19 protein-coding genes and 1 tRNA gene are annotated in these 21,413 nt (G+C 58.6%); 9 read left to right on the top strand and 11 right to left on the bottom strand.

Annotation, left to right across the window (positions count from 1 at the left end; translation table 11 throughout):
• Positions 1 to 57 precede the first annotated feature (57 nt).
• The gene (locus TRL7639_RS16390) at positions 58 to 1,725 is read left to right on the top strand and encodes an ABC transporter permease (protein ID WP_085796958.1); all 1,668 of its coding nucleotides are present in this window, start codon (positions 58 to 60) and stop codon (positions 1,723 to 1,725) included.
• Here the strand turns inward: TRL7639_RS16390 and TRL7639_RS16385 are convergent.
• From TRL7639_RS16385 to TRL7639_RS16355, 7 genes are all read right to left on the bottom strand, one after another.
• Complete coding sequence (locus TRL7639_RS16385) at positions 1,722 to 2,165, bottom strand: DMT family transporter (RefSeq protein WP_085796957.1); 444 nt, start codon at positions 2,163 to 2,165, stop codon at positions 1,722 to 1,724. The two genes, TRL7639_RS16390 and TRL7639_RS16385, sit on opposite strands and share 4 nt — an antisense overlap.
• Positions 2,162 to 2,680 (bottom strand): GNAT family N-acetyltransferase, encoded by a 519-nt coding sequence (locus TRL7639_RS16380; protein WP_085796956.1) that lies wholly within the window; start codon positions 2,678 to 2,680, stop codon positions 2,162 to 2,164. Before TRL7639_RS16380 ends, TRL7639_RS16385 begins: the two co-directional genes overlap by 4 nt.
• Positions 2,677 to 3,231, bottom strand: a complete 555-nt coding sequence (locus TRL7639_RS16375) for a helix-turn-helix domain-containing protein (RefSeq protein ID WP_085797257.1) — start codon at positions 3,229 to 3,231, stop codon at positions 2,677 to 2,679. Before TRL7639_RS16375 ends, TRL7639_RS16380 begins: the two co-directional genes overlap by 4 nt.
• Before the next feature lie 119 nt (positions 3,232 to 3,350).
• A complete protein-coding gene (locus tag TRL7639_RS16370) occupies positions 3,351 to 4,367 on the bottom strand; it encodes a Fe(3+) ABC transporter substrate-binding protein (protein ID WP_085796955.1) in 1,017 nt (338 codons plus the stop codon).
• Positions 4,368 to 4,478: 111 nt separating this feature from the next.
• Positions 4,479 to 6,083: an arylsulfatase gene (locus TRL7639_RS16365; protein ID WP_085796954.1), complete on the bottom strand. Its 1,605-nt coding sequence runs from the start codon at positions 6,081 to 6,083 to the stop codon at positions 4,479 to 4,481.
• A gap of 147 nt (positions 6,084 to 6,230) precedes the next feature.
• Positions 6,231 to 6,356: a type B 50S ribosomal protein L36 gene (gene ykgO, locus TRL7639_RS16360; RefSeq protein ID WP_008562923.1), complete on the bottom strand. Its 126-nt coding sequence runs from the start codon at positions 6,354 to 6,356 to the stop codon at positions 6,231 to 6,233.
• Positions 6,357 to 6,443: 87 nt separating this feature from the next.
• Positions 6,444 to 6,518, bottom strand: a tRNA-Val gene (locus TRL7639_RS16355).
• A gap of 149 nt (positions 6,519 to 6,667) precedes the next feature.
• Between TRL7639_RS16355 and TRL7639_RS16350 the strand changes: the two genes are divergently transcribed.
• The gene (locus TRL7639_RS16350) at positions 6,668 to 7,528 is read left to right on the top strand and encodes an N-formylglutamate amidohydrolase (protein ID WP_085796953.1); all 861 of its coding nucleotides are present in this window, start codon (positions 6,668 to 6,670) and stop codon (positions 7,526 to 7,528) included.
• Here the strand turns inward: TRL7639_RS16350 and TRL7639_RS16345 are convergent, their stop codons facing one another.
• The 3 genes from TRL7639_RS16345 to TRL7639_RS16335 all read right to left on the bottom strand — a co-directional run bounded on the left by TRL7639_RS16345 (position 7,529) and on the right by TRL7639_RS16335 (position 10,146).
• Positions 7,529 to 8,782 carry a DNA polymerase IV gene (locus TRL7639_RS16345; RefSeq protein ID WP_085797256.1) on the bottom strand — a complete coding sequence of 418 codons (1,254 nt, stop codon included), beginning with the start codon at positions 8,780 to 8,782 and terminating at the stop codon, positions 7,529 to 7,531.
• Positions 8,783 to 9,052: 270 nt separating this feature from the next.
• Positions 9,053 to 9,802, bottom strand: a complete 750-nt coding sequence (pyrF, locus tag TRL7639_RS16340) for an orotidine-5'-phosphate decarboxylase (RefSeq protein ID WP_085796952.1) — start codon at positions 9,800 to 9,802, stop codon at positions 9,053 to 9,055.
• Between the two features lie 74 nt (positions 9,803 to 9,876).
• Positions 9,877 to 10,146: a hypothetical protein gene (locus TRL7639_RS16335; RefSeq protein ID WP_133057667.1), complete on the bottom strand. Its 270-nt coding sequence runs from the start codon at positions 10,144 to 10,146 to the stop codon at positions 9,877 to 9,879.
• Positions 10,147 to 10,361: 215 nt separating this feature from the next.
• On the opposite strand from TRL7639_RS16335, the gene clpB reads away from it, so the two are divergent.
• The 3 genes from clpB to TRL7639_RS16320 all read left to right on the top strand — a co-directional run bounded on the left by clpB (position 10,362) and on the right by TRL7639_RS16320 (position 15,970).
• The gene (gene clpB, locus TRL7639_RS16330; RefSeq protein ID WP_085796950.1) at positions 10,362 to 12,980 is read left to right on the top strand and encodes an ATP-dependent chaperone ClpB; all 2,619 of its coding nucleotides are present in this window, start codon (positions 10,362 to 10,364) and stop codon (positions 12,978 to 12,980) included.
• Between the two features lie 73 nt (positions 12,981 to 13,053).
• Positions 13,054 to 14,397 carry a dGTP triphosphohydrolase gene (gene dgt / locus TRL7639_RS16325; protein ID WP_085796949.1) on the top strand — a complete coding sequence of 448 codons (1,344 nt, stop codon included), beginning with the start codon at positions 13,054 to 13,056 and terminating at the stop codon, positions 14,395 to 14,397.
• 118 nt (positions 14,398 to 14,515) lie between these two features.
• Positions 14,516 to 15,970, top strand: a complete 1,455-nt coding sequence (locus TRL7639_RS16320) for a M20 family peptidase (RefSeq protein WP_085797255.1) — start codon at positions 14,516 to 14,518, stop codon at positions 15,968 to 15,970.
• Here the strand turns inward: TRL7639_RS16320 and TRL7639_RS16315 are convergent, their stop codons facing one another.
• Positions 15,971 to 16,369 carry a hypothetical protein gene (locus TRL7639_RS16315; RefSeq protein WP_085796948.1) on the bottom strand — a complete coding sequence of 133 codons (399 nt, stop codon included), beginning with the start codon at positions 16,367 to 16,369 and terminating at the stop codon, positions 15,971 to 15,973. It abuts the gene before it with no gap.
• 176 nt (positions 16,370 to 16,545) lie between these two features.
• Here TRL7639_RS16315 and TRL7639_RS16310 point away from each other — a divergent pair, with 176 nt between their 5' ends.
• The 4 genes from TRL7639_RS16310 to msrQ all read left to right on the top strand — a co-directional run bounded on the left by TRL7639_RS16310 (position 16,546) and on the right by msrQ (position 21,152).
• Positions 16,546 to 17,802 (top strand): TAXI family TRAP transporter solute-binding subunit, encoded by a 1,257-nt coding sequence (locus tag TRL7639_RS16310; protein WP_085796947.1) that lies wholly within the window; start codon positions 16,546 to 16,548, stop codon positions 17,800 to 17,802.
• Positions 17,803 to 18,040: 238 nt separating this feature from the next.
• Entirely contained in the window at positions 18,041 to 19,534 is a 1,494-nt protein-coding gene (locus TRL7639_RS16305; RefSeq protein WP_085796946.1) for an FMN-binding glutamate synthase family protein, read from the top strand.
• Between the two features lie 70 nt (positions 19,535 to 19,604).
• Positions 19,605 to 20,504 (top strand): protein-methionine-sulfoxide reductase catalytic subunit MsrP, encoded by a 900-nt coding sequence (msrP, locus tag TRL7639_RS16300; RefSeq protein WP_085796945.1) that lies wholly within the window; start codon positions 19,605 to 19,607, stop codon positions 20,502 to 20,504.
• Between the two features lie 39 nt (positions 20,505 to 20,543).
• Positions 20,544 to 21,152, top strand: a complete 609-nt coding sequence (gene msrQ, locus TRL7639_RS16295; RefSeq protein ID WP_085796944.1) for a protein-methionine-sulfoxide reductase heme-binding subunit MsrQ — start codon at positions 20,544 to 20,546, stop codon at positions 21,150 to 21,152.
• Positions 21,153 to 21,413: the final 261 nt, after the last annotated feature.

Below are 21,413 nucleotides of genomic sequence, written 5' to 3'. Positions count from 1 at the left end.
TGGAATTACCGACAAAAATGATCGAATAAGGGCGAAACGCCTCGTACAGAACCGATCATGGCTGACATAGAGTATTCAGATCAGGGCACGCGCCACCGCAATTCCACCGGCACTCGGGTGCTGGGTTGGATTGCGATGGTGATTGCCGCAACTTGTCTGTTGCCGATGATGGCGGTTGTTCTGGCGGCAGTCACGGGCGGGACGGATACGGTTTCGCACCTGTTGTCGACCGTGCTGCCGCGCTATGCCACGACCACCTTGATCCTAGTGCTTTTGGTGGCCGCAGGGACCTTTTGCATCGGAGTGGGCGCGGCCTGGCTGGTGACGATGACGCGGTTTCCGGGGGCACGCGTGATGGAGATTGCGCTGGTGTTGCCGTTGGCCTTTCCGGCCTATGTGCTGGCCTATGCCTACACCTTTGTCCTAGACCATCCGGGTATCGTGCAAAGCACCCTGCGAGACGTGATGGGTTGGGGACCGCGCGACTATTGGTTCCCCGAGGTCCGTTCGACCGAGGGCGCGGCGGTTATGCTGATCTTGGTGCTATACCCGTACGTCTACCTTTTGGCGCGGGCCGCGTTCCTACAGCAAAGCGCGACGGCCTTTTTGGCCGCGCGATCCTTGGGTTCGAACCCTTTTGTCGCGTTCTGGAAGGTGTCGCTGCCGATGGCGCGCCCGGCGATCGCCGGTGGCGTTCTTTTGGCGGTGATGGAGACGATCGCGGATTTTGGCACCGTTGCCTATTTCGGGGTACAGACCTTTGCGACCGGCATCTACACCAGTTGGTTTACGATGGCTGACCGTGCTGCAGCGGCTCAGCTGGCGCTTTGCCTGTTAGGCGCCGCATTGATGCTGGCGGTTGCGGAACGCACGCAACGCGGCAAGTCAAAGTACCACCAGGCCGGACGCCGTCACGCGGCCTTGCCGTCGGCGCAACTGCGTGGGTTTGCGGCTTTTGGGGCGTTTGTTCTTTGCGCCATTCCAGTTGTCCTGGGCTTTGCACTGCCGGTTTTCATCCTGTTCCAGATGGGGCTTGAGTCCGAGCAGAACCTGCTGTCGCGTCGTTATATCGGTTTCATCCAGAATTCTCTGACGCTGGCGTCGATCGCAGCTGTGGTAACGGTGTGTGCGGCGATCTGCGTGGGTTTCTTTCAACGCCTGAAACCGGGGCGCCAGTCGATGTCAGCCGTCTATATCTCGCGCCTGGGCTATGCAGTGCCGGGCGGGGTGATCGCGGTTGGCCTGATGGTGCCCTTTGCGAACTTTGACAATCTGCTGGATGGCTGGATGAGGGCGAGTTTTGGGGTCTCGACCGGTCTGTTGGTGACTGGGTCCATCTGGCTCTTGGTTGCGGCTTATATGGTGCGCTTCCTGTCTGCGGCGCTGTCTGCCTATGAGGGCGGGCAGAGCATGGTGCATCCCAACATGGATGCCGCTGCGCGATCCCTGGGCAAGACGCCGATGGGCACCCTTCGCCGGGTGCATCTGCCGATCCTGACACCGTCGTTGCTGACGGCCTTGCTGATCGTTTTTGTAGATGTGATGAAGGAGCTGCCCGCGACCTTGATCATGCGCCCCTTCAACTATGACACTTTGGCGGTGCAGGCGTTCCGCTTGGCCTCGGATGAGCGGCTCGAGGGTGCGGCGGTTCCGTCGCTGGTCATCCTGGCCGTTGGGCTGCTGCCTGTGATCCTGATCTGTCGCCAGGTGGGGCGCGGCCATTAGCGCCAGACGGTCAATCCGGCCCCAACCGCGACAAGGCCAAGGCCGATCAGATTAGCGGTTGAGAAATCCCTGACGCCCATCCCAAAGGCGCCAATTCGGTCATGCGCGTATCCGGCCGCCAGTTGTCCGACGATCACGCAGACCATGTATGAGGCAACGCCCAAGCGCGGCACCGCAAGGATGGAGACCAGAACCACATATACCCCGATCAACCCGCCTGCCCACATCCATAGGGGGACGCTTGCCAGGTCCGATTTGCGCGGCAATGTGCTGCCGGTCGTCAACAACAACATCAACAATGCCAGCGTTCCCAGGCCAAAGGCCAGTGCGGCGGTCTGGAGCGGGCCACCCAACAGCTCGGCCATTCGGGTGTAGATCGGGCCTTGGGCTGCGATCAGTGCCCCGCCGAGGATAACGCCCACGACCAACAGCAGGATCATTGCAGGTGCTTGTACATGTAGGTGGTGGGTTCAAGCCGATCGTCATGTGGATTGCGGCAGAACTTCGGGATTTCACCTGCCACTTGGAAACCAAGGGAGTGGTAGAGCGCTTGGGAAGGATCACCGCTGCGCGTGTCGAGAACCAGCAAGGACAGACCAAGTTCGCAGGCCTTGTCCCGTAGAGCGGTCATCAAGCCCCGCGCCAAACCGATCCGACGAAAACTTGGGTGCACCAAAAGCTTTGAGACATCCGCCCGATGGGGTTGGTTCGGCATCGACGCGGGCACGAGCTGAACTGTGCCGACAACACGTCCGTTGTGTCGCGCCACAAATAGGGTCGCTGCCCCGGTGGACACCATCGGGAAGATTCGCGTTTGCCAGAACTCCTGAGCATCCTGTTCGGAGAATGGCAGGACAAACCCAACACTGGCGCCGTCATGGACACAGGCATGAAGGGTATCGGCCAAATCCCCGAGGAGCGTGGGCAGGGCTGAAGATGAGGCCTCTTCGATCATATCAGAACCAGCATGTATCGCACGCCACGGCGCTCTGAGGTTTCAAACACCGTGGGTCCTGACAGATGATAACGCAGGCAATCCCCCGCGCTCAGGTTGTGGCGGGTGTCGTCCACGGTCAGTGACATAGCGCCATCCAGGAGGATCACGTGATGTTCCTGTCCAGGTTTGGGCGGGCCGTCATAGGCCACGCGAGTCCCCGGCGGCAGATGGCATTCGATCACCTCACCCGACAGGCCGGGGGCCGGAGGAGAGACGGAGCGGCGGACATAGCCAGTTTCCGGATCGGTCCATTCTGTTTGACGTTCCACTGGAACGCGCGGGGTAAACGTATCCTCGACCATCATCATCAGACGCGACATTGGCAGGCCGAATGCGCGGCACAGTCGGCCCAGGCTTTCGGCCGTTGGGCTGACCTCGCCCTTCTCCATCCGGGACAGGGTGGCGCGGCTCAAGCCACTGGCAGTGGCCAGTTCATCCAGAGACCAGCCGCGCCCTTGACGCAGCTCCTTGAGGCGTTCACTCAGGCGGTTCGACAGGTCATCAAGCATGATCATATCCGAGACAGATTCTCAATTATGGAAATGCTGCGCTGAAATTTAATGTGATTGCAAGAGAAGAGGCGCGAGATTTCTCTCGCGCCTCATAGACGATCATATTTTGGGCGGGCTTAGCGCCAGCCTGCCTCGTCAAAGATCTTTTGAGCTGTGGGGATGTTCTTGGCCACGGCTGACAGGCTCACGTCGTCGGGTTTGAAGTGGCCCAGTTTGGCGACGGTTTCGGACAGGGCAACGCCCGGAACAGCCGGGTATTCATCGTTGCCGCCCGAGAAATATTGCTGCGCCTGATCTGACGCCAGATACTCTAGAAACTTGATCGCGTTTTCCTTGTTCGGAGCGTGCGCCGCAACGCCACCACCCGACAGGTTCATATGCGCGCCTTCGGCATCCTGCGAGGGGAAGATCCAGCCGATCATGTCGATGTCATCGCTGACGCCCTTGACGTTTTTGCGCAAGGCACGCGCAAAGTAGTAAGTGTTGCCAACGGCAATTTCGCACTCGCCCGAAACAAGGCCGCGCAGTTGATCGGTGTCGCCCCCCTTGGGGGCACGCGCCATGTTGGCGACCACGCCATCAGCCCAGGCCAGAGCAGCCTCTTCGCCGTGGTGCTCGATGATCGAGGCCAGCAGGGTCTGGTTGTAAGTGTTGCTGGACGAGCGGATGCAGACCTTGCCTGCATATTGCGGGTCCGCCAGATCCAGATAGGTGCGGGGCGGGTTGGCGACGTCATTCTTGTCGTAGAAGATCACGCGCCCGCGCTGCGAGAAACCAAACCACTGGTTGTCGCTGTCCTGCAGGTAGGCTGGGACACGGGCCTCGAGAACCTCGCTGTCGATGGATTGAAGCACGCCTGCATCCTTGGCGCGTTCTAGGCGCGAGGTGTCCACGGTCAGCAGGATATCGGCCGGCGAGTTGGCGCCTTCGGCGCTCATCCGGGCGATCAGTTCGTCCGCCTTGCCCTCGATCCGGTTGATGGTGATGCCGGTGGCCTCTTCGAAGTCGGAATAGAGCCGTTCGTCGGTGTCATAGTGGCGCGACGAGTAAAGGTTGACTTCTCCCTCGGCCCATGCGGCCGTGGTGAGGGTGGTGGCCACGATGGTGGCAAGTGCTGTCGATGCTTTGAACATTGCAATTCCCAAGTGTTGACGAATCCAGACGAGAACCCGATTGCCCAGTGAAATATAGCAATCCTGTCCGAATACAATCGAAATCCGATAAAAACACTCGGGAAGAGGGACTCAGCCGTCGGCGCTGTCCATTTTCCAGGCTTTGAGGAGTTTGGGTAAAGCGATATTCCAATCCATGACACCCACAGTGTCGGCCCAATTCTGATAGCTGCGACGCATGGCTTTGGCGCGATCAGCCTCGCCGTGAATCAGGTTGTGCAACTCGGTCCTGTCGGCTTCCATGTCATACAGTTCCCAGTCCTGACCATGCAGACGGACAAGTTTGAACTGGCCCAGGCGAACGGCGGCGTTGCCTTCGTGTTCGAAAAAGATTGGCTGTTCGCGGGCCCAATCGGTTCCCTGCAAAAGCGGGAGCAAGCTTTCACCCTGTGTGGGTTGGATTTCGTGACCGTCTAACTCTTTGAGATAGGACACTCCTGTCGCCTCAAGAATTGTGGGGAGGATGTCGACTACATGGCTGGGGGCATGGCGAACTGGTTGCGGACCAAACCCATTCGGCCAATGCGCCACCAGGGGCGTCGAAATCCCGCCTTCGTGGACAAAGTGTTTGAACAAGCGAAAGGGCGCGTTCGACACGTTTGCCCAAGGCTTGTCATAGCTTTGAAAGGTCTGCGCGTCACCGGGGTGCAGACCCGGCACGTTGCCCATCGTGATCTTGCGCCCGTCATGGGTGACGTCTGGATAGAATTGCGCCCAGCCATCTTCTGCCATGAACTCGGCGCAGCCGCCGTTGTCAGACAAGAACAGGATCAGGGTATTGTCCAGTTGCTCCATCCGCCGCAGCGCCGCCACAAGTGTCCCAATGGATTGGTCCATCCGGTCGACCATGGCGGCATAGGTGGCCATCTTGGCGGCTTCCCAATCGGGATGTGCCTCGTCAGTCCAGCGGTGCACATCCTGATCGCGGGGCGAGATGTCCCACTGTGTCTGAAACACGCCCAAGCCGTTCATCGTTTCGTGTCGGGCGGTTCGGGTCGCATCCCAGCCCTTGGCATAGACGCCGTCGTAGCGAGCGATGTCTTCGGGGTGGGCATGCAGGGGCCAATGCGGCGCTGTATGGGCAAGATAGAGGAAGAAGGGGGCGTCATCTTGAACCGCCCCTTCGATCATTCCGATGGCTTTGTCGGTGATCGCGTCGGTGAAGTAAAAGTCATCTGGCAGAACCTCGACCCGGCTGTCATCCTCCATCATGTAATGCGGCGAAAAGAAATGCGTGGCGCCGTCCATGATACCAAAGAAGCGGTCAAAGCCGCGTTGACGCGGGGTGGGGTGTTCGACGTCGCCGGGGCGCCAACTGTCATAGTCACGGGATTCGAAATCACCGGCGACATGCCATTTGCCACTCATCAACGTGCGGTACCCGGAGGCGCGCAGATGTTCGGCAACAGTGGCGGAATCGTTGCGCAAAAATCCCTGATACGCAGGCGTGCCCAGATTGGCTCCCATGTGCCCGATGCCTGCGTTGTGGGGATAAAGCCCGGTCAAAAGCGAAGCGCGCGTGGGACAGCACCGGGCGCAATTGTACATCGCACTTAGCAAGGTGCCACCCTTGGCCAGGGCGTCGATATTGGGTGTGCGGATTTCAGAGCCGGTGCAGCCAAGATCGGCAAACCCCATGTCGTCAGCGAGGATCAGGATGACGTTGGGACGAGACATGGCGGACCTCCGGTGCTGTGCTGCCGATTCAGAGTAACAGCTATCGGCACATCGCCACAGAATTCTCGGAGTGAGGCCTGGGTCAGGGCAGGGCGCACAAAAAAACCGCGCTCGAAGGCGCGGTTTTCTTTGGGTATGCGGTCTGGTTCAGCCCTGGCGAGCTTTGAACCGACGCTGCGTTTTGTTGATCACATAAACGCGGCCTTTGCGACGCACAACACGGCAATCACGGTGCCGGTTCTTGAGCGAGCGGAGCGAGTTCTTGACCTTCATGGCCTGTCTCCTGTTCCTGCGGCGCCTTTGCAAGGTGGCCAGCGCCTGGTGTTACGGGTGTCCCGGAAATCCGAAACAGTGAATTCATGGTGGGCGATACAAGGTTCGAACTTGTGACCCCTTCGATGTCAACGAAGTGCTCTACCACTGAGCTAATCGCCCATGAATACCCTTGCGATCCCTGTCCCAGAAAAAACTAGGACGCGGAGAACCGCGCCGGTAGCGGGGTCTATAAAAGGAGTCGTCGGGGGGATCAAGGGCTTTTGATCGAACTATTTTCCGGTCTATGTTTTTCTTTGTAAGGAGACCTCATGCCCCGTGCTGCATATTACCTGTCCGAGCCTAACAAACGCACGTCTTGTGTGGTCTTTGCCTCTCCGCACAGTGGCAGCGACTATCCGGATTGGTTTCTGAAGCAAACGGTGCTGAATCCTAAGACGATTCGCTCGTCCGAAGATGCTTTTGTCGATCTATTGTTTCAGGACGTGGCGGATTACGGAGCACCTTTTCTAAAAGCGGGTGCGCCGCGGGCGTTTCTGGACCTCAATCGCAGTCCCGAAGAGTTGGACCCGGCTTTGATCGTGGGGGTCCGCAAGCCAGGGCACAATCCGAGGGTGGCATCAGGTTTGGGGGTGATTCCCCGCGTTGTAGCAAATGGGCGCGCGATTTATCGGGGCAAATTGCCCATGTCCGAGGCCAAGCGTCGGATCGACGGATATTGGCATCCTTATCACGCACGCTTGCAGTCCTTGCTGAACGAATCATATCAGATGTTCGGTGAAGCCATCTTAGTGGATTGCCATTCGATGCCGCATGAGGCGTTGGACAGTGTGTGTCGCAAGGGTGGAAAATGTCCTGACATCGTGCTTGGTGACCGATTTGGCGCGGCAGCTTCGCCAGAGATCGTGGATGAGATTGAGTCCGCGTTTGCCGCAGCGGGTTTGACGGTGATGCGAAACACGCCCTTTGCGGGGGCTTATGTGACGCAGGCCTATGGACGCCCATCACGCAAGCAGCACGCCGTCCAGATCGAAATCGATCGGTCGATCTATATGGACGAGAAACGCGTTCGCCCCAACGCGGACTTTGACCAGGTGCGCGCATTGCTGAGCCAGGTCGCTGCGAGAATTGTTGCCTTTGGCCAGGGTGGCGCCCGATTGGCGGCCGAATGATCAGCGCAACGTGCGTCCTTTGATGATGGCATCCGAGCCATAACGCTTGCGAATGGCATCTGTGGCACGTTCTGCCTCGCTGCGTTGGGCCGCACCGGGGTCCAGCAGGTCGCCGCTTTTGTCCGCCTCGGTTTCCGGGCACAGATCCGACAGGCCGCAACCCAACAGGCGATAGGGGCCTTGATCGCCCACCTGATCAAACAGCCCTCGTGCGGTCCGGTAAAGCGTGCCCGCCATTTGCGTAGCATCCCTGAGGGACACGCGTCGGGTCAAAATGGCGTGGTTGGCACGCTTGAGCTTGAGCGTCACCACGCGCCCTGCCAACCTTTTGGCCTTGGCCCGGTCAGCCACCTTTTCCGCCATTCGCCAAAGATGGCCGTCCAATATGTCGGGGTTGCTTGTATCCTCAAAGAACGTGGTCTCGTTCGAGATCGACTTCATCGGTTCGTTGTTAGAGACCCGCCGCTTGTCCTGACCGCGGGCCAAGTGCCACAACCGATACCCCATCGAGCCAAACCGGTCGGTCAGCGCGTCTTGCTCCCACCTCAACAAATCCGAGAAGGTCCGGATGCCTGCCTTTTCCAACGAAGCTTGCGCGGCAGGGCCGATACCCCAGATCAGCCGCACGGGCTGGTTCTCCAGAAATGCGGCCGTCTCTTGCACCCCGATCACAGAAAAGCCACGCGGCTTATCAAGGTCTGAGGCCACTTTGGCCAAGAACTTGTTGTGGCTCAACCCGATGGAACCGGTCAGCCCCAGTTCGTCTTTCATCCGCTTCACTAGTTTGGCCAGCATCACGGCCGGCGGCGCGCCATGAAGTTTCTGCGTGCCCGACAGATCTAGGAACGCTTCGTCTAGGGACAGGGGTTCGATTGCTGGAGTGAGTTCGTCCATCATCGCCCTGATTTGGCGGCTGACCTCGGCATAGACGCTCATGCGGGGTTTGACGACGATGGCGTCGGGGCACAAATCCAGCGCCTTGAACATTGGCATGGCCGATCGCACCCCCCGAATCCGCGCGACATAGCAAGCGGTGGATACAACGCCGCGTTTTCCGCCGCCGATGATGACGGGTTTGTCAGCCAGTTCCGGATTGTCACGTTTTTCGACCGAGGCATAGAAAGCGTCGCAATCCATGTGGGCAATGGACAGATCGAAAAGCTCGGGGTTGCTGGCAACACGCGGACTGCCGCAGGACGGACAGCGGCGTCCGACATCGAATTGGGTCAGGCAATCGCGGCACAGGGACGGCATGATCAGGCTCAAGTCAGCTTTGCAAGCACTGGCGGTTGTGCCAGTCCGCTCATTTTAGTGGGTTGAACAGAGCAAGAACAGGGGCCCTCTCCGAGAAAACCCCCGCTGTTTGAGCGGGGGAGGAGACGAACCACAGGAAGATAAGGTTCGTTGGGGAGTGTCTCAATCTTAGACTCGCCCAAAATCTGGCTCAGGCATAGTAGGGAATTCCCCACGCCCCAAATGTATGTCCAAAATGTGCTTTCGGGGGCACAGGACCTTTTGCGGTACTCAGGGCCGGTTTGGTGTCGTGGCTTGGGCCGAGCGCATTTCGTCCAGAATCGCCTGAGCAGCGGTACGAGGGTCTTCTGCGCGATAGATTGGGCGCCCGACGACGATATGATCGACGCCATCCGAGATAGCATTTGCAGGAGTCGCCACCCGTTTCTGATCGCCCAAATCAGCACCGGCGGGACGTACACCAGGGGTGACGATCAAACGGCCTTTGGCCTGTGGCAGAGCGCGGATCAGTGCGGCCTCTTGGGGGGAGGCGATAATGCCATCGGCGCCGGCCTCAAAGGCCTTGGCAGCGCGTTCGATGGCCAGCTCTTGCACATCGCCCGGTTTGATCAGGCCAGCGTCCAGATCGTCGCGGTTAAGAGAGGTCAGGATGGTTACGGCCAAGATTTTCAGATCTTTGCCGCTTGCGCCTTCCTTGGCGGCGCGCACAACATGCGGGTCACCGTGGACGGTTAGGAAATCCAGATCGAATTGGGTCAGACCCCGGACTGCGTTTTCGACGGTGTTACCGATGTCAAAAAGCTTCATGTCCAGGAAGATGCGCTTGCCATGTTCCTGCTTCAGCTCGTTTGCCAGGGCCAAGCCCCCGCCTGTAAGCATTCCGAGGCCGATTTTGTAAAAGGAAACCGCATCTCCCAGCTGTTCGGTCAGTGCCAGACCTTGCAGGGCGTTGGGTACATCCAGCGCAACAATCAGGCGGTCGTCGGACGCAGGTGTGGCGGGCGCAGGTGTGGCGGACATGGGCGCGATCCTTGTTTTGTGGGGTCGCGCCTCTCTAATTAGCTGCCACTTGCGATGCAAGTGTCCTTGCGGGATCAGGCCAACATGGGCAGGGGTGCATCGACCTGTTCAGAAAGCTCGATAGATTTGTGGCCCGAGCGATATTCGGGCATGCGGCGCAGCTGTCGCATCGCGTCCCCGACAAAGGCTTTGGCACGCGTCTTGGGGCATTCGTTTGCCGGTATGTCCAACGCGCAGAACAAGGTGACGAACATGTCCCCAAGTGTCATGCAAACGTTCGCTGTATGTCGCTCGGTCCGCTCGCAGTAGGTGTATTGTGAAATCTCAACATTGGTTACTAGCATAAAAGCCTCCACTCTGGACCTTAGTATGACCGAGGAAATATTACTAAAGTGAGGCAGGGTTGAGGTGAAATTCTGAGAATTTAACTCATTTTGAATTTCCGTCATCCAGCCTCTTGAAGACCAGATAGCATTACCCAAATTGAATGCGAGGCCCAACAAAAGGCGTGCCGATTTCGGGCGCCGACACGACCGGGCGCTTGGAAAAGGAGAGAGTGATGGACTTGAACAAGTTCACCGAGCGGGCACGAGGCTTCGTGCAGGCGGCGCAGACCATTGCGATGCGCGAAGGGCATCAAAGACTGACGCCCGAACATATTCTCAAAGCACTGATGGATGACGAGCAGGGGCTGGCAAGCAACCTGATCACCCGCGCAGGCGGAGCGCCTGGACGCGTGGTCGAGGCGCTGGATGTTGCCCTGTCGAAACAGGCCAAGGTCAGCGGCGATGCAGGCCAGATCTATCTGGATGGGCAAACTGGTAAAGTCTTGGCAGAGGCCGAGAAACTGGCGCAGAAGGCGGGCGACAGCTTTGTGCCGGTCGAACGGGTTTTGATGGCGCTTTGCATGGTTAAGTCCAAGGCCAAGGAAGCCTTGGATGCGGGCGCAGTGAGCGCGCAAAAACTCAACGAGGCGATCAATGATATCCGCAAGGGCCGAACAGCTGACACAGCGAGTGCCGAGGATGGCTATGATGCGCTCAAGAAGTACGCGCACGACCTGACCGAAGCGGCGGCCGCCGGCAAGATCGATCCGATCATCGGTCGGGACGAGGAAATCCGCCGCGCGATGCAGGTGCTCAGCCGTCGGACCAAAAACAACCCGGTTCTGATCGGTGAGCCTGGCGTTGGTAAAACCGCGATTGCCGAGGGAATGGCCTTGCGCATCATCAACGGAGATGTGCCTGAATCCCTTCGGGACAAGAAACTTCTGTCGCTCGACATGGGGGCGTTGATTGCCGGTGCGAAATACCGGGGTGAGTTCGAGGAGCGGCTCAAGGCGGTTCTGACCGAGGTGACCGAAGCCGCGGGCGAAATTATCCTGTTCATCGACGAGATGCACACGCTTGTAGGCGCCGGTAAATCCGATGGCGCGATGGATGCCGCCAACCTGATCAAGCCTGCGCTTGCTCGGGGGGAGTTGCACTGTATCGGTGCAACTACGCTGGATGAGTATCGCAAGTACGTGGAAAAAGACGCGGCCCTGGCGCGTCGGTTCCAGCCTGTTTTGGTCAGCGAGCCGACTGTCGAGGATACCATCAGCATCCTTCGCGGTATCAAAGAGAAATACGAACTGCACCACGGTGTGCGTGTATCGGATTCGGCGCTGGTTTCAGCCGCGACCCTGTCGCATCGCTATATCACCGACCGCTTCCTGCCCGACAAAGCCATCGACCTTGTGGACGAGGCTGCCAGCCGCTTGCGAATGGAGGTCGACAGCAAACCCGAAGAGCTCGATCAACTCGACCGTCAGATCCTGCAGCTGCAGATCGAAGAAGAGGCACTGAAGCTCGAGGATGATGCCGCGTCCAAGGACCGTCTGGAAACACTCCAAAAGGATCTGTCGGACCTGCAAGAGAAATCCGCAGAGATGACGGCCCAATGGCAGGCTGAACGAGACAAGCTGAACGCTGCTCAGTCGATCAAGGAACAGTTGGACAAAGCGCGCGCCGATTTGGAGATCGCCAAGCGCGAGGGCAACCTCGCCAAGGCGGGTGAGCTGTCCTATGGCGTCATCCCCGAGCTGGAAAAGCAGCTGGGGCAGGCGGAAGACCGCGAAGATGGCGGCATGATGGCAGAAGAGACCGTGCGCCCCGAGCAAATCGCGGCCGTGGTCGAGCGGTGGACGGGCATCCCCACCTCCAAGATGCTGGAAGGTGAGCGCGAGAAGCTGCTGCGGATGGAAGACGAGTTGCACCGCCGTGTGATCGGCCAGCATTCGGCTGTGACCGCCGTTGCAAACGCAGTGCGCCGGGCGCGGGCCGGTCTGAACGACGAGGGGCGGCCTTTGGGTTCGTTCCTGTTCCTCGGGCCGACGGGTGTGGGTAAGACCGAGCTGACCAAAGCGGTGGCAGATTTCCTGTTCGACGACGACAGCGCCATGGTGCGCATCGACATGTCCGAGTTCATGGAGAAACACGCGGTCGCCCGTCTGATCGGCGCTCCTCCGGGCTATGTCGGCTATGACGAGGGCGGCGTATTGACCGAGGCCGTGCGCAGGCGCCCGTATCAGGTTGTCCTGTTTGACGAGGTCGAAAAAGCGCATCCGGATGTGTTCAACGTGCTGTTGCAGGTGCTGGATGATGGTGTGCTGACCGATGGTCAGGGTCGCACGGTCGATTTCAAGCAGACGCTGATCGTGTTGACCTCGAACCTGGGCGCTCAAGCGCTGAGTCAACTGCCCGACGGCGCGGATGCGGCGGATGCGCGGCGCGACGTGATGGACGCGGTACGGGCCCATTTCCGGCCCGAGTTCCTGAACCGTCTGGACGAGACGATCATATTTGATCGCCTGGCCCGTGCGGACATGGATGGCATCGTCGACATCCAGTTGGGTCGTTTGGCGAAACGCCTTGCTGGCCGCAAGATCGGGCTCGAGCTGGACGAGGCCGCCAAGACCTGGCTTGCCGACGAAGGCTATGATCCGGTGTTTGGGGCTCGCCCGCTGAAGCGTGTAATCCAACGCGCGTTGCAGAACCCGCTGGCCGAAGCGCTGTTGGCAGGGGACATCAAGGATGGTGAAACTGTTCCGGTCTCGGCAGGCGCGGACGGGTTGATCATCGGCGACCGCCTGGGCACCAGCGATCGTCCACGACCGGATGATGCGGTTGTGCATTGACCTGAAATAGCTCACAAAAAGCCCGCTGTTCGCAGCGGGCTTTTTTCTGGCACTTACATACGGACCTTGGATTTTGGACTGGCACACCCTCATCAACACCGACCGCGGCAGGGATCACGGCAAGGAAGAAGATCCACTGCGCCAGAATTTCGTTCAGGACGCGGACCGGATCACCTTTTCCGCCCCATTCCGCAGGCTCGCCAACAAGACCCAGGTTCATCCACTTTACGAGCATGACCATCTGCGTCACCGCATGATCCATTCGGTCGAGGTGGCCAGCGTCGGGCGCACCCTTGGGATGAAGGTCGGTCATTGGCTCGAGGGGCAGGGGAACCTCGCTCCCGGTGAGGCCACCAAGGTTGCGGGTATCGTCCACGCGGCCTGTCTTGCGCACGACATTGGCAACCCGCCATTTGGTCATTCGGGCGAAGAGGCGATGGGCGGCTGGATTGAGGAACAGTTCCAGGCCAAGCGTGCCCTTTTCCACGAAATCCCAGAAGACAAACGGGCCGAATTCACCCCGCTTGAGGGCAACGCGCAGGGGTTTCGGATCATCACCCGGCTTGAAATGTATCGCAATCAGGGCGGCATGAACCTGTCCCACGCGGTTCTGGGAGCGTTCACAAAGTACCCCATGACTGCCAGCGCCTCCAAATCGCTCTGCGAGGCCAACGGCGGTAAAGCGCCCTATGTGGGCGCCAAGAAGTTTGGCGTCTTTCACAGCGAGTTCGACTATCTGCAAACAGCGGCGCGTGCACTTGGCTTGCCAGAAGAAACCGCGCCAGACGGCAGCACATGGTGGCGACGTCATCCGCTGGTCTTTCTGGTCGAGGCTGCTGACGATATTTGCTACAATATTGTTGACCTCGAAGACGGGTTCTCTTCCGGTGATCTGAGCCTCAAGCAAGTTGGGGATTTGCTCGATCCCATAGCGATCCCGACCAATCGCGACATAACGGGCTATTCAGATTATGAGCGCGTCAGTTATCTGCGCGCCCGCAGCATCGGCGGTGCGATTAATGCGTGTGTTGAGGCTTTCATCGACCACCACACGGCAATACTTGCGGGCCAGTTTTCAGACGAGCTGATTGCGGTCTCGGACAAGGCAGAGGCATTCGCTACAATCAAGGACTGCGCGCGCAATCGTCTTTTCACTGCGCCGCGCAAAACCAAGCTTGAAATTCAGGGCCGCAATACCATCCGGCGCGTGCTGCAAGGTGTTTGGCCTGTGTATGAAGCCCTGGCCGCAGCGCAGTGGCAGCAGGACGAGCTTCCTGCATATGAAACGCAGCTTGCCCGTGCGTTTGCCTTGGATCTGCGCGATGTGACCAACGCCTATTCGGCGCTGCATTCGCTGACCGATTTCGTCTCTGGCATGACGGACCGCTACGCCGTCAAAACTGCCGAGCTGCTCTAGGGCCTGCGTCGGATCAAAGCAGATAACGTGGAGTAAATGGGCCAACTAGGGTCTTTCATTGCCCCAAGCAGCCGTCACAATGCGGATGAAACCGATCTGGATCGGGAAGGGGAGAAAGATGTTGAAATGGGTCAAGCGGATCGTCGCCGTTTTGGGGGTGGCCATCGTGGTTCTGGCGGGGGTTCTGCTGTTCAATACCTTTCAGTACGGTCCACCGCCCGTTCCCGCCTCGGACCCGATCACGGTTGAGGTTGACGTCAACCAGGCCGCTGCCCAGCTGTCGCGGGCCATTCAGTTCGAGACGGACAGCACCAAGCCCGATCACCCGGATTTCGACGGGTTTCTGTCTTTCCTTGAAACCACCTATCCCGCCGTTCACGGCGCGACCGAGCGGGTCGTTCTGGATCAGAAGACCCCCCTTTATCGCTGGCAGGGCTCCAACCCGGATCTGAAACCGGTCTTGCTGGCGGCTCACTATGATGTGGTGCCCGTTGCGCCGTGGAATTTGGATCAATGGGTGCATGATCCCTATTCCGGGGCAATTGCGGATGGTTTTGTCTGGGGGCGGGGCACATTGGACAACAAAGGCGCGCTGATCGCCATGCTCTCGGCCGCCGAATCCATGATCACGGCCGGTTTCAGGCCCGAGCGCACCATTTATTTCAGTTTTGGCGGGGATGAAGAGGTGGGCGGCAAGGGCGCGATCTCGGTTGCCAACCACCTGAAAGAACAGGGTGTGCTGCTGGAATGGTCGCTGGACGAAGGATCGTTTGTTCTGGACAAGATCATTCCGGGGCTGAGCGAGCCGGTGGCCAGCATCAACCTGTCCGAAAAGGGTTATGTGACCCTGACACTGATTGCCCGCGCCGAAGGGGGGCATTCGTCGATGCCGCCGCGCGTGACGGCGGTGGGGCGTCTGGCGCGTGCAGTGGACCGGGTGCAGACCAACCCGATGCCCGGCGGTCTGACTGGTGTGTCGGCCGAGTTCTTTGATGCCCTGGGGCGTCATTTCTCATTTGGTCAGCGGGTGGTCTTTGCCAATCGCTGGTTGTTTGACCCGCTGCTGGAAAATATTCTGTCGGGGGCTCCGTCCACGGATGCGATGCTGCGGACGACAACAGCGCCCACGATGCTGTCGGGATCGACCAAGGAAAACGTTCTGGCAACCGAGGCCCGCGCGGTCATCAATTTCCGCATCCATCCCCGAGACAACATCGACAGCGTAGTCGAGCATGTGCGCACTGTCATTGATGACGACGAGATCGAGATTGTGGCGGATCGAGACAACGGCGGCGATGCCTCGCCCGTGTCCAGTTCGACCGCGCCGGGATATCTGGATGTCGAGGCCTCCATCCGCGCGGTCTTTGGCCCCTTGGCGGCTGTGCCGGGGTTGACGATTGCAGCCACTGATGCACGGCACTACGCCAAGGCCAGTGAAAACACCTATCGCATCAACCCCTTCATGATCACCGGCGAGGATCTGGTGCGGTTTCACGGTTTGAACGAGCGGTTGTCGATCGAGAACCTGGAACGCGGGATCGGGTTTTATCTGGCACTGATGCAAAGACAGTGATCAGCCACTGGCGGTTCTTTCGTCGCAGGTGCGTTTGGCCTGTCCAACCGATAGAGAGTTGCCGACCAGGGAAACGTCCGTGGTGAACGAGGTGCCGGTGCTGGCCCCTGGTGGTGGTGTAAAGCCGAACGTCACTGCGCGTTCTCCGGGGCGGGCGGTGCTGGGGGCGGGACCTCTCCAGACATAAATCCGTGCGTTGCCGCGTTTCGACAGGCGTAGCAGAGCGTAATCACCTACACCGCACCAATAGATCGCGTTTTCCGAAAAATCGGCAACCACTTCGATCAGACCGTCGCCGATGTCATAGGCGGCGGAACGGGATTCATTGCCGGCCAGGGTAACTGTCGGCAGCATGGCCAAAGAGACCAGCAGAGTGATCAGGTTGAATTTTGGGGTCATTGGAACGGCCCTCAAGAGTTGGTGTATGCATTTGATACTCCTGAAACGCAGGTGTGGATCATTTTCAACGGTCACATTGCGTCGCCATTTTCCAGAGATTGCTGCCTTGCCCCGTTTACATCAGCCCGCTAGGTTTTGCCCTGCTACGAAATCCCCGAAATCCGAAAGGTCGCATCATGAGGATCTGGACCCTGCTCGCGGTCATAGTGCTTGGAACGGGCCTGGTTTTGGTGTTTCTGCAATTGCACCCGCCAAAAACCTTGAAAATCGCGGCCGGACCGGTGGGTGGGGCCTATGACCAGGTGGCCAAGCGTTACGTTGAGCAGTTGGCAGCTGATGGCATCACCCTTGAGGTGATTGAGACCGCGGGTTCCGTCGAAAACGAGCAACTGCTCGCTGAGCGTAAGGTCGATGCCGCGCTTTTGCAGGGGGGGATCGCGGTCAGTGATCCCGAGGTCGAAGCCATCGGCGCGATCTTCTTTGAGCCGATGATCTTTCTGGCGCGCAGTGAGCTTGAGTTGCCCGGCAATCCTGCGCTGTGGCGGGGGTTGAAGATCAATGGGGGGCGCCCGGGATCTGGGACAGCGGCGGCATATGTTGACTTTTTGGCCGCGATCGAGCTGGATCTGTTGGCAAACCAAACGGTTTCCATCGGCTATGATGACGCCATCAGTGCTCTGATTTCTGACGAGATAGACATGGCCGTCTTTGTCGCGCCAATTGATGCGCCGTATTTGCAACGTGCCTATGGTCATCCGGACATTCAGTTCATACCGCTGGACCACAGTAATGCGATTGCCCGCCGCTTGGCCTATGCCGCCACAGTGACCGTTCCAACTGGGGCTATCTCGCTGGACCCGGTTATCCCAGCCGAACCTCAGTCGATCCTGGCGCTTGAGGCGCGGCTTGCCGTCTCACCGGACTTGCATCCCGCATTGATCAACCGCGTTACAATGGCCGCCAAGGCCTTGCATGCGTCGCGCGATATCATCACGGATCCGGATGCCTTTCCTTCGGTCGAGGGCACGGATTTGCCCGTGAACAACGCGGCGCGGCAGTTGATCACGGAAGGCCCATCAACTTGGCACGATTGGCTGCCATATTGGATGGCGGCACAGGTGAACCGGACGCTGCTTCTGCTGCTGCCGATTCTGTTCATCGTGGTCCCCATGCTGCGCGCGTTGCCGGGGATCTACGCCTATATCATGGGCTGGAAAGTCTGGCAGCATTACCCCGACATTCGTGCCATCGAGGATGAGCTGGACGAGAACCCCTCGGTCGAGGACCTTAAGCGTATGGATGCGGAATTGGTTGAGCTGGATGATCGGCTGTCCAAGGTGCGTTTGCCCGCCGCCTATCGTCAGGCCGCCTATCACGCGCGGATGCATGTCGAGCTGGTGCGCAAGCGGATTGAAGGGATGCGCACGGCTTGAGGTGTCGGACGACTTGGACTGTGTAACATTTGCCCAATGCCTGATTTGCATAGGTGATCTAGATGTGGTGCGAAACTCTTCGCTACATCTACATGTGGGGTAAGCCCGCCGATTTCTGTTTCAATCTGCTTTTCGCAACGTGATTGCGCGTGGCTTGATTGCCTGTGCCATTGTGGCCAGTCTCTAAGACAGACCAGCAACGTTAAAACCGCAGCAAAAACAGAACGGAGGTCCCCACATGGGATTTGCAATGAACGCCATCGAGTTTATGGCCTTTGCCTTTGTCAGTGTCATCGGGGTGGTGGCCCTTGGCGCGATCGTTCTGTTCTTTATCGACCGGTTCCAGACCCACGACGCCATCCGCCGAAACTATCCTGTCATCGGGCGATTTCGGAAACTGTTCAGCGGGCTGGGGGAGTTCTTTCGGCAGTACTTTTTTGCCATGGACCGCGAAGAGCTGCCATTCAACCGGGCGCAGCGCGAATGGGTCAACCGCGCAGCTGAGGGAGAAGGAAACACGGTCGCCTTTGGCTCGACCCGTAACCTGAGTGTTCCTGGCACGCCGATTTTCGTGAATGCACCTTTCCCACCGCTGGGGGATCAGTTCACCACGTCTGAACCGCTGCGGATTGGGCCGACTGCGCGTGCGCATTATGATGCGCCGTCATTCTTCAACATTTCGGGCATGAGTTATGGCGCGATTTCCAAACCGGCGGTGCAGGCGCTCAGCCGTGGGGCGAAAGAAGCGGGGGTTTGGCTGAATACCGGCGAGGGTGCGCTCAGCCCGTTTCACCTTGAAGGCGGCTGTGACATCGTCTTTCAGATCGGTACCGCAAAATACGGTGTTCGAGACGAGCACGGCAACCTGAGCGACGACAAGCTGCGTGAAGTGGCGGCCCATGAAACCGTGCGCATGTTCGAGATCAAGCTGGCCCAGGGCGCCAAACCCGGCAAAGGGGGCATTCTGCCCGCCGAAAAGATTACGGATGAGATTGCCGCCATTCGCGGGATCAAGAAAGGTCACGACAGCCAGTCTCCCAACCGTCACCGCGAGGCGGGCAATGTCGAAGAGCTGCTGAACATGATCGCCCATGTGCGCGAGGTCACGGGCAAACCAGTGGGCATCAAGACCGTGGTCGGATCCGAGCAGGTGTTTACCGAACTTTTTGATGCCATCGTTGCGCGTGGCGACGATTGCGCGCCGGACTTCATTACTCTGGATGGGGGTGAAGGCGGGACAGGGGCTGCGCCCATGCCGCTTATTGACCTTGTTGGTATGTCCGTGCGCGAGGCATTGCCCGTTGTGGCAAATCTGCGCGATCAACATGGCCTCAAGGATCGCATCCGGCTGGTGTCCAGTGGTAAGCTGATCAATCCCAGCGACGTGGCCTGGGCCCTGGCAGCGGGCGCGGATTTCGTGACGTCGGCGCGCGGCTTCATGTTCTCGCTTGGCTGTATTCAGGCACTAAAATGTAACAAGAATACCTGCCCCACGGGCATCACCACCCATGACCCGCGCTTTCAAAAAGGGTTGGTGGTCGAACACAAATACAAGCGTGTCGCCCGCTATGCGCAGGAAATCAGGCACGAGGTGGAAACCATCGCGCATTCCGTTGGCGTGCCCGAGCCCCGGCAACTGCGCCGCCGCCATGTGCGGATCATGATGGAGAATGGCCGTTCAACTCCCATGAACGAAATCCTGCCAAGTTACAGTCCCGTCTCTGAATCGTGAGACAAGTTGGTTTGGTTCAAATGACCGGACCGTCTACCTGATAACAAACGATCAACAACCGGAGACCGAGATGGCCCACCGCTGGAAGAATGACCTGACCCACGCCGACGTGACACCCGAGGCGGCATTCCTGAACCGCCGTCACTTTATGGCTGGCCTTGCGGGGGTTGGTCTGGCGTCGATTGCCAAACCTGCATTGGCCGAAGAGCTGGAGCCCAATAGCTGGGAAGAGATCACAACCTACAACAATTTTTATGAGTTCGGCACCGGCAAAGGCGACCCGGTGCAATATGCCAATCTGATGAAGACCGATCCCTGGACGGTTCAGATCGACGGCATGGTCGACCGTCCCGGCGATTATGGCTTTGAGCAGATCATGTCCGAGATGACGGTCGAAGAGCGCATCTATCGTTTCCGCTGCGTCGAGGCCTGGTCGATGGTGATCCCGTGGAACGGGTTTGAACTGGCCGATCTGTTGAATCTTGCTGGCGTGCAAGAGGGCGCAAAATACGTGGGCTTTGAAACCCTTTATCGTCCCGAAGAAATGCCGGGCACCCAGTACCCTGTGTTGGAATGGCCCTACAAAGAGGGGTTGCGTCTGGACGAGGCGATGCACCCGCTGACCATCATGGCGACTGGGATCTACGGCAAGCCGATCCCGAACCAGAACGGCGCGCCGTTGCGCTTGGTTGTGCCGTGGAAATATGGCTTCAAGTCAATCAAGTCGATCGTGCGGATCACGCTCACTGACAAAGAACCACCCACCAGTTGGAACCAGGCCAATGGCCGTGAATACGGATTCTATAGTAACGTGAACCCTGAGGTGTCGCACCCGCGCTGGTCGCAGGCCAGCGAACGCAAGATTGGCGGGGGGCTGTTCGCAAAGCGAATCCCGACCCTGATGTTCAACGGTTACGAAAAGGAAGTGGCCAGCCTGTACGAAGGCATGGATCTGGCGAAATTCTACTAAGCAGTGGCTTGCAGATCAGCGCACGAGGAAAGACGGCACATGACAGTTGTTGATCACTTGAATTCGACAGTGCGAAAGCTCCCGACTTGGGGGCTTTATGTTGTGGGTGCCGTGTACCCGGCGTGGCTTTTGTATCAAGGTCTCACCGGTGGGTTGGGCGTAGATCCTGTCAAAGTGCTCGAGCACGAAATGGGTGAGCGCGCGCTGCAGCTTCTGATCCTTGGTTTGGCCGTGACCCCGTTGCGCCAGTTCACAGGGGTAAATCTGATGAAGTTTCGCCGCGCCATTGGGGTGCTAACCTTTGTCTATGTGTTTCTTCATCTGCTGGTCTGGCTGGTGTTGGATGTGCAGATCCTCAGCCAGGTCTGGGCTGATATTCTCAAGCGTCCCTATATCACCATTGGCATGGCGGGGTTTGTCGTCCTGTTGCCCTTGGCTTTGACATCCAACAACTGGTCGGTGCGAAAGCTTGGTCCCAAATGGCGTACGTTGCACAAGGCCGTCTATGGAGCGGCTCTGTTGGGTGGGGTTCACTATGTTATGGTGGCCAAAGGGTTTCAAATCGAACCTTTGGTGTATCTGGGCGTGACCACCGCCCTTCTGGCGCTGCGGTTCCCCAAGCGGCGCGGGCGGGTTCAGCGCGCGTGATTCCGGATTTCACCTCGGTTTTGTGGAGCCGAACTTGCGAGTCTGTGGGCGAGTCTGTGGAAAACTCTTGAAAACCCAATGCAACGAGATGCCCCTGATAGATATCGCTCGATCTTACATGTCGGCTTCCCCTTTAACATGTTGAATTTGTTTATGTTTTCAAGTTTTTTGATGTTTTTGTGATTTTTGTGAATTTTTGGGTTGCGGGTGTTTGGAGTTAGGACTAGAACCCCCTTCACCGGCGGCGCTGAGGCGCTACGG

Source organism: Falsiruegeria litorea R37 (assembly GCF_900172225.1).
GTDB lineage: Bacteria > Pseudomonadota > Alphaproteobacteria > Rhodobacterales > Rhodobacteraceae > Falsiruegeria > Falsiruegeria litorea.
The sequence above is the reverse complement of the archived record's forward strand: the minus strand, read 5'-3'. Positions and strand labels throughout refer to the sequence as shown.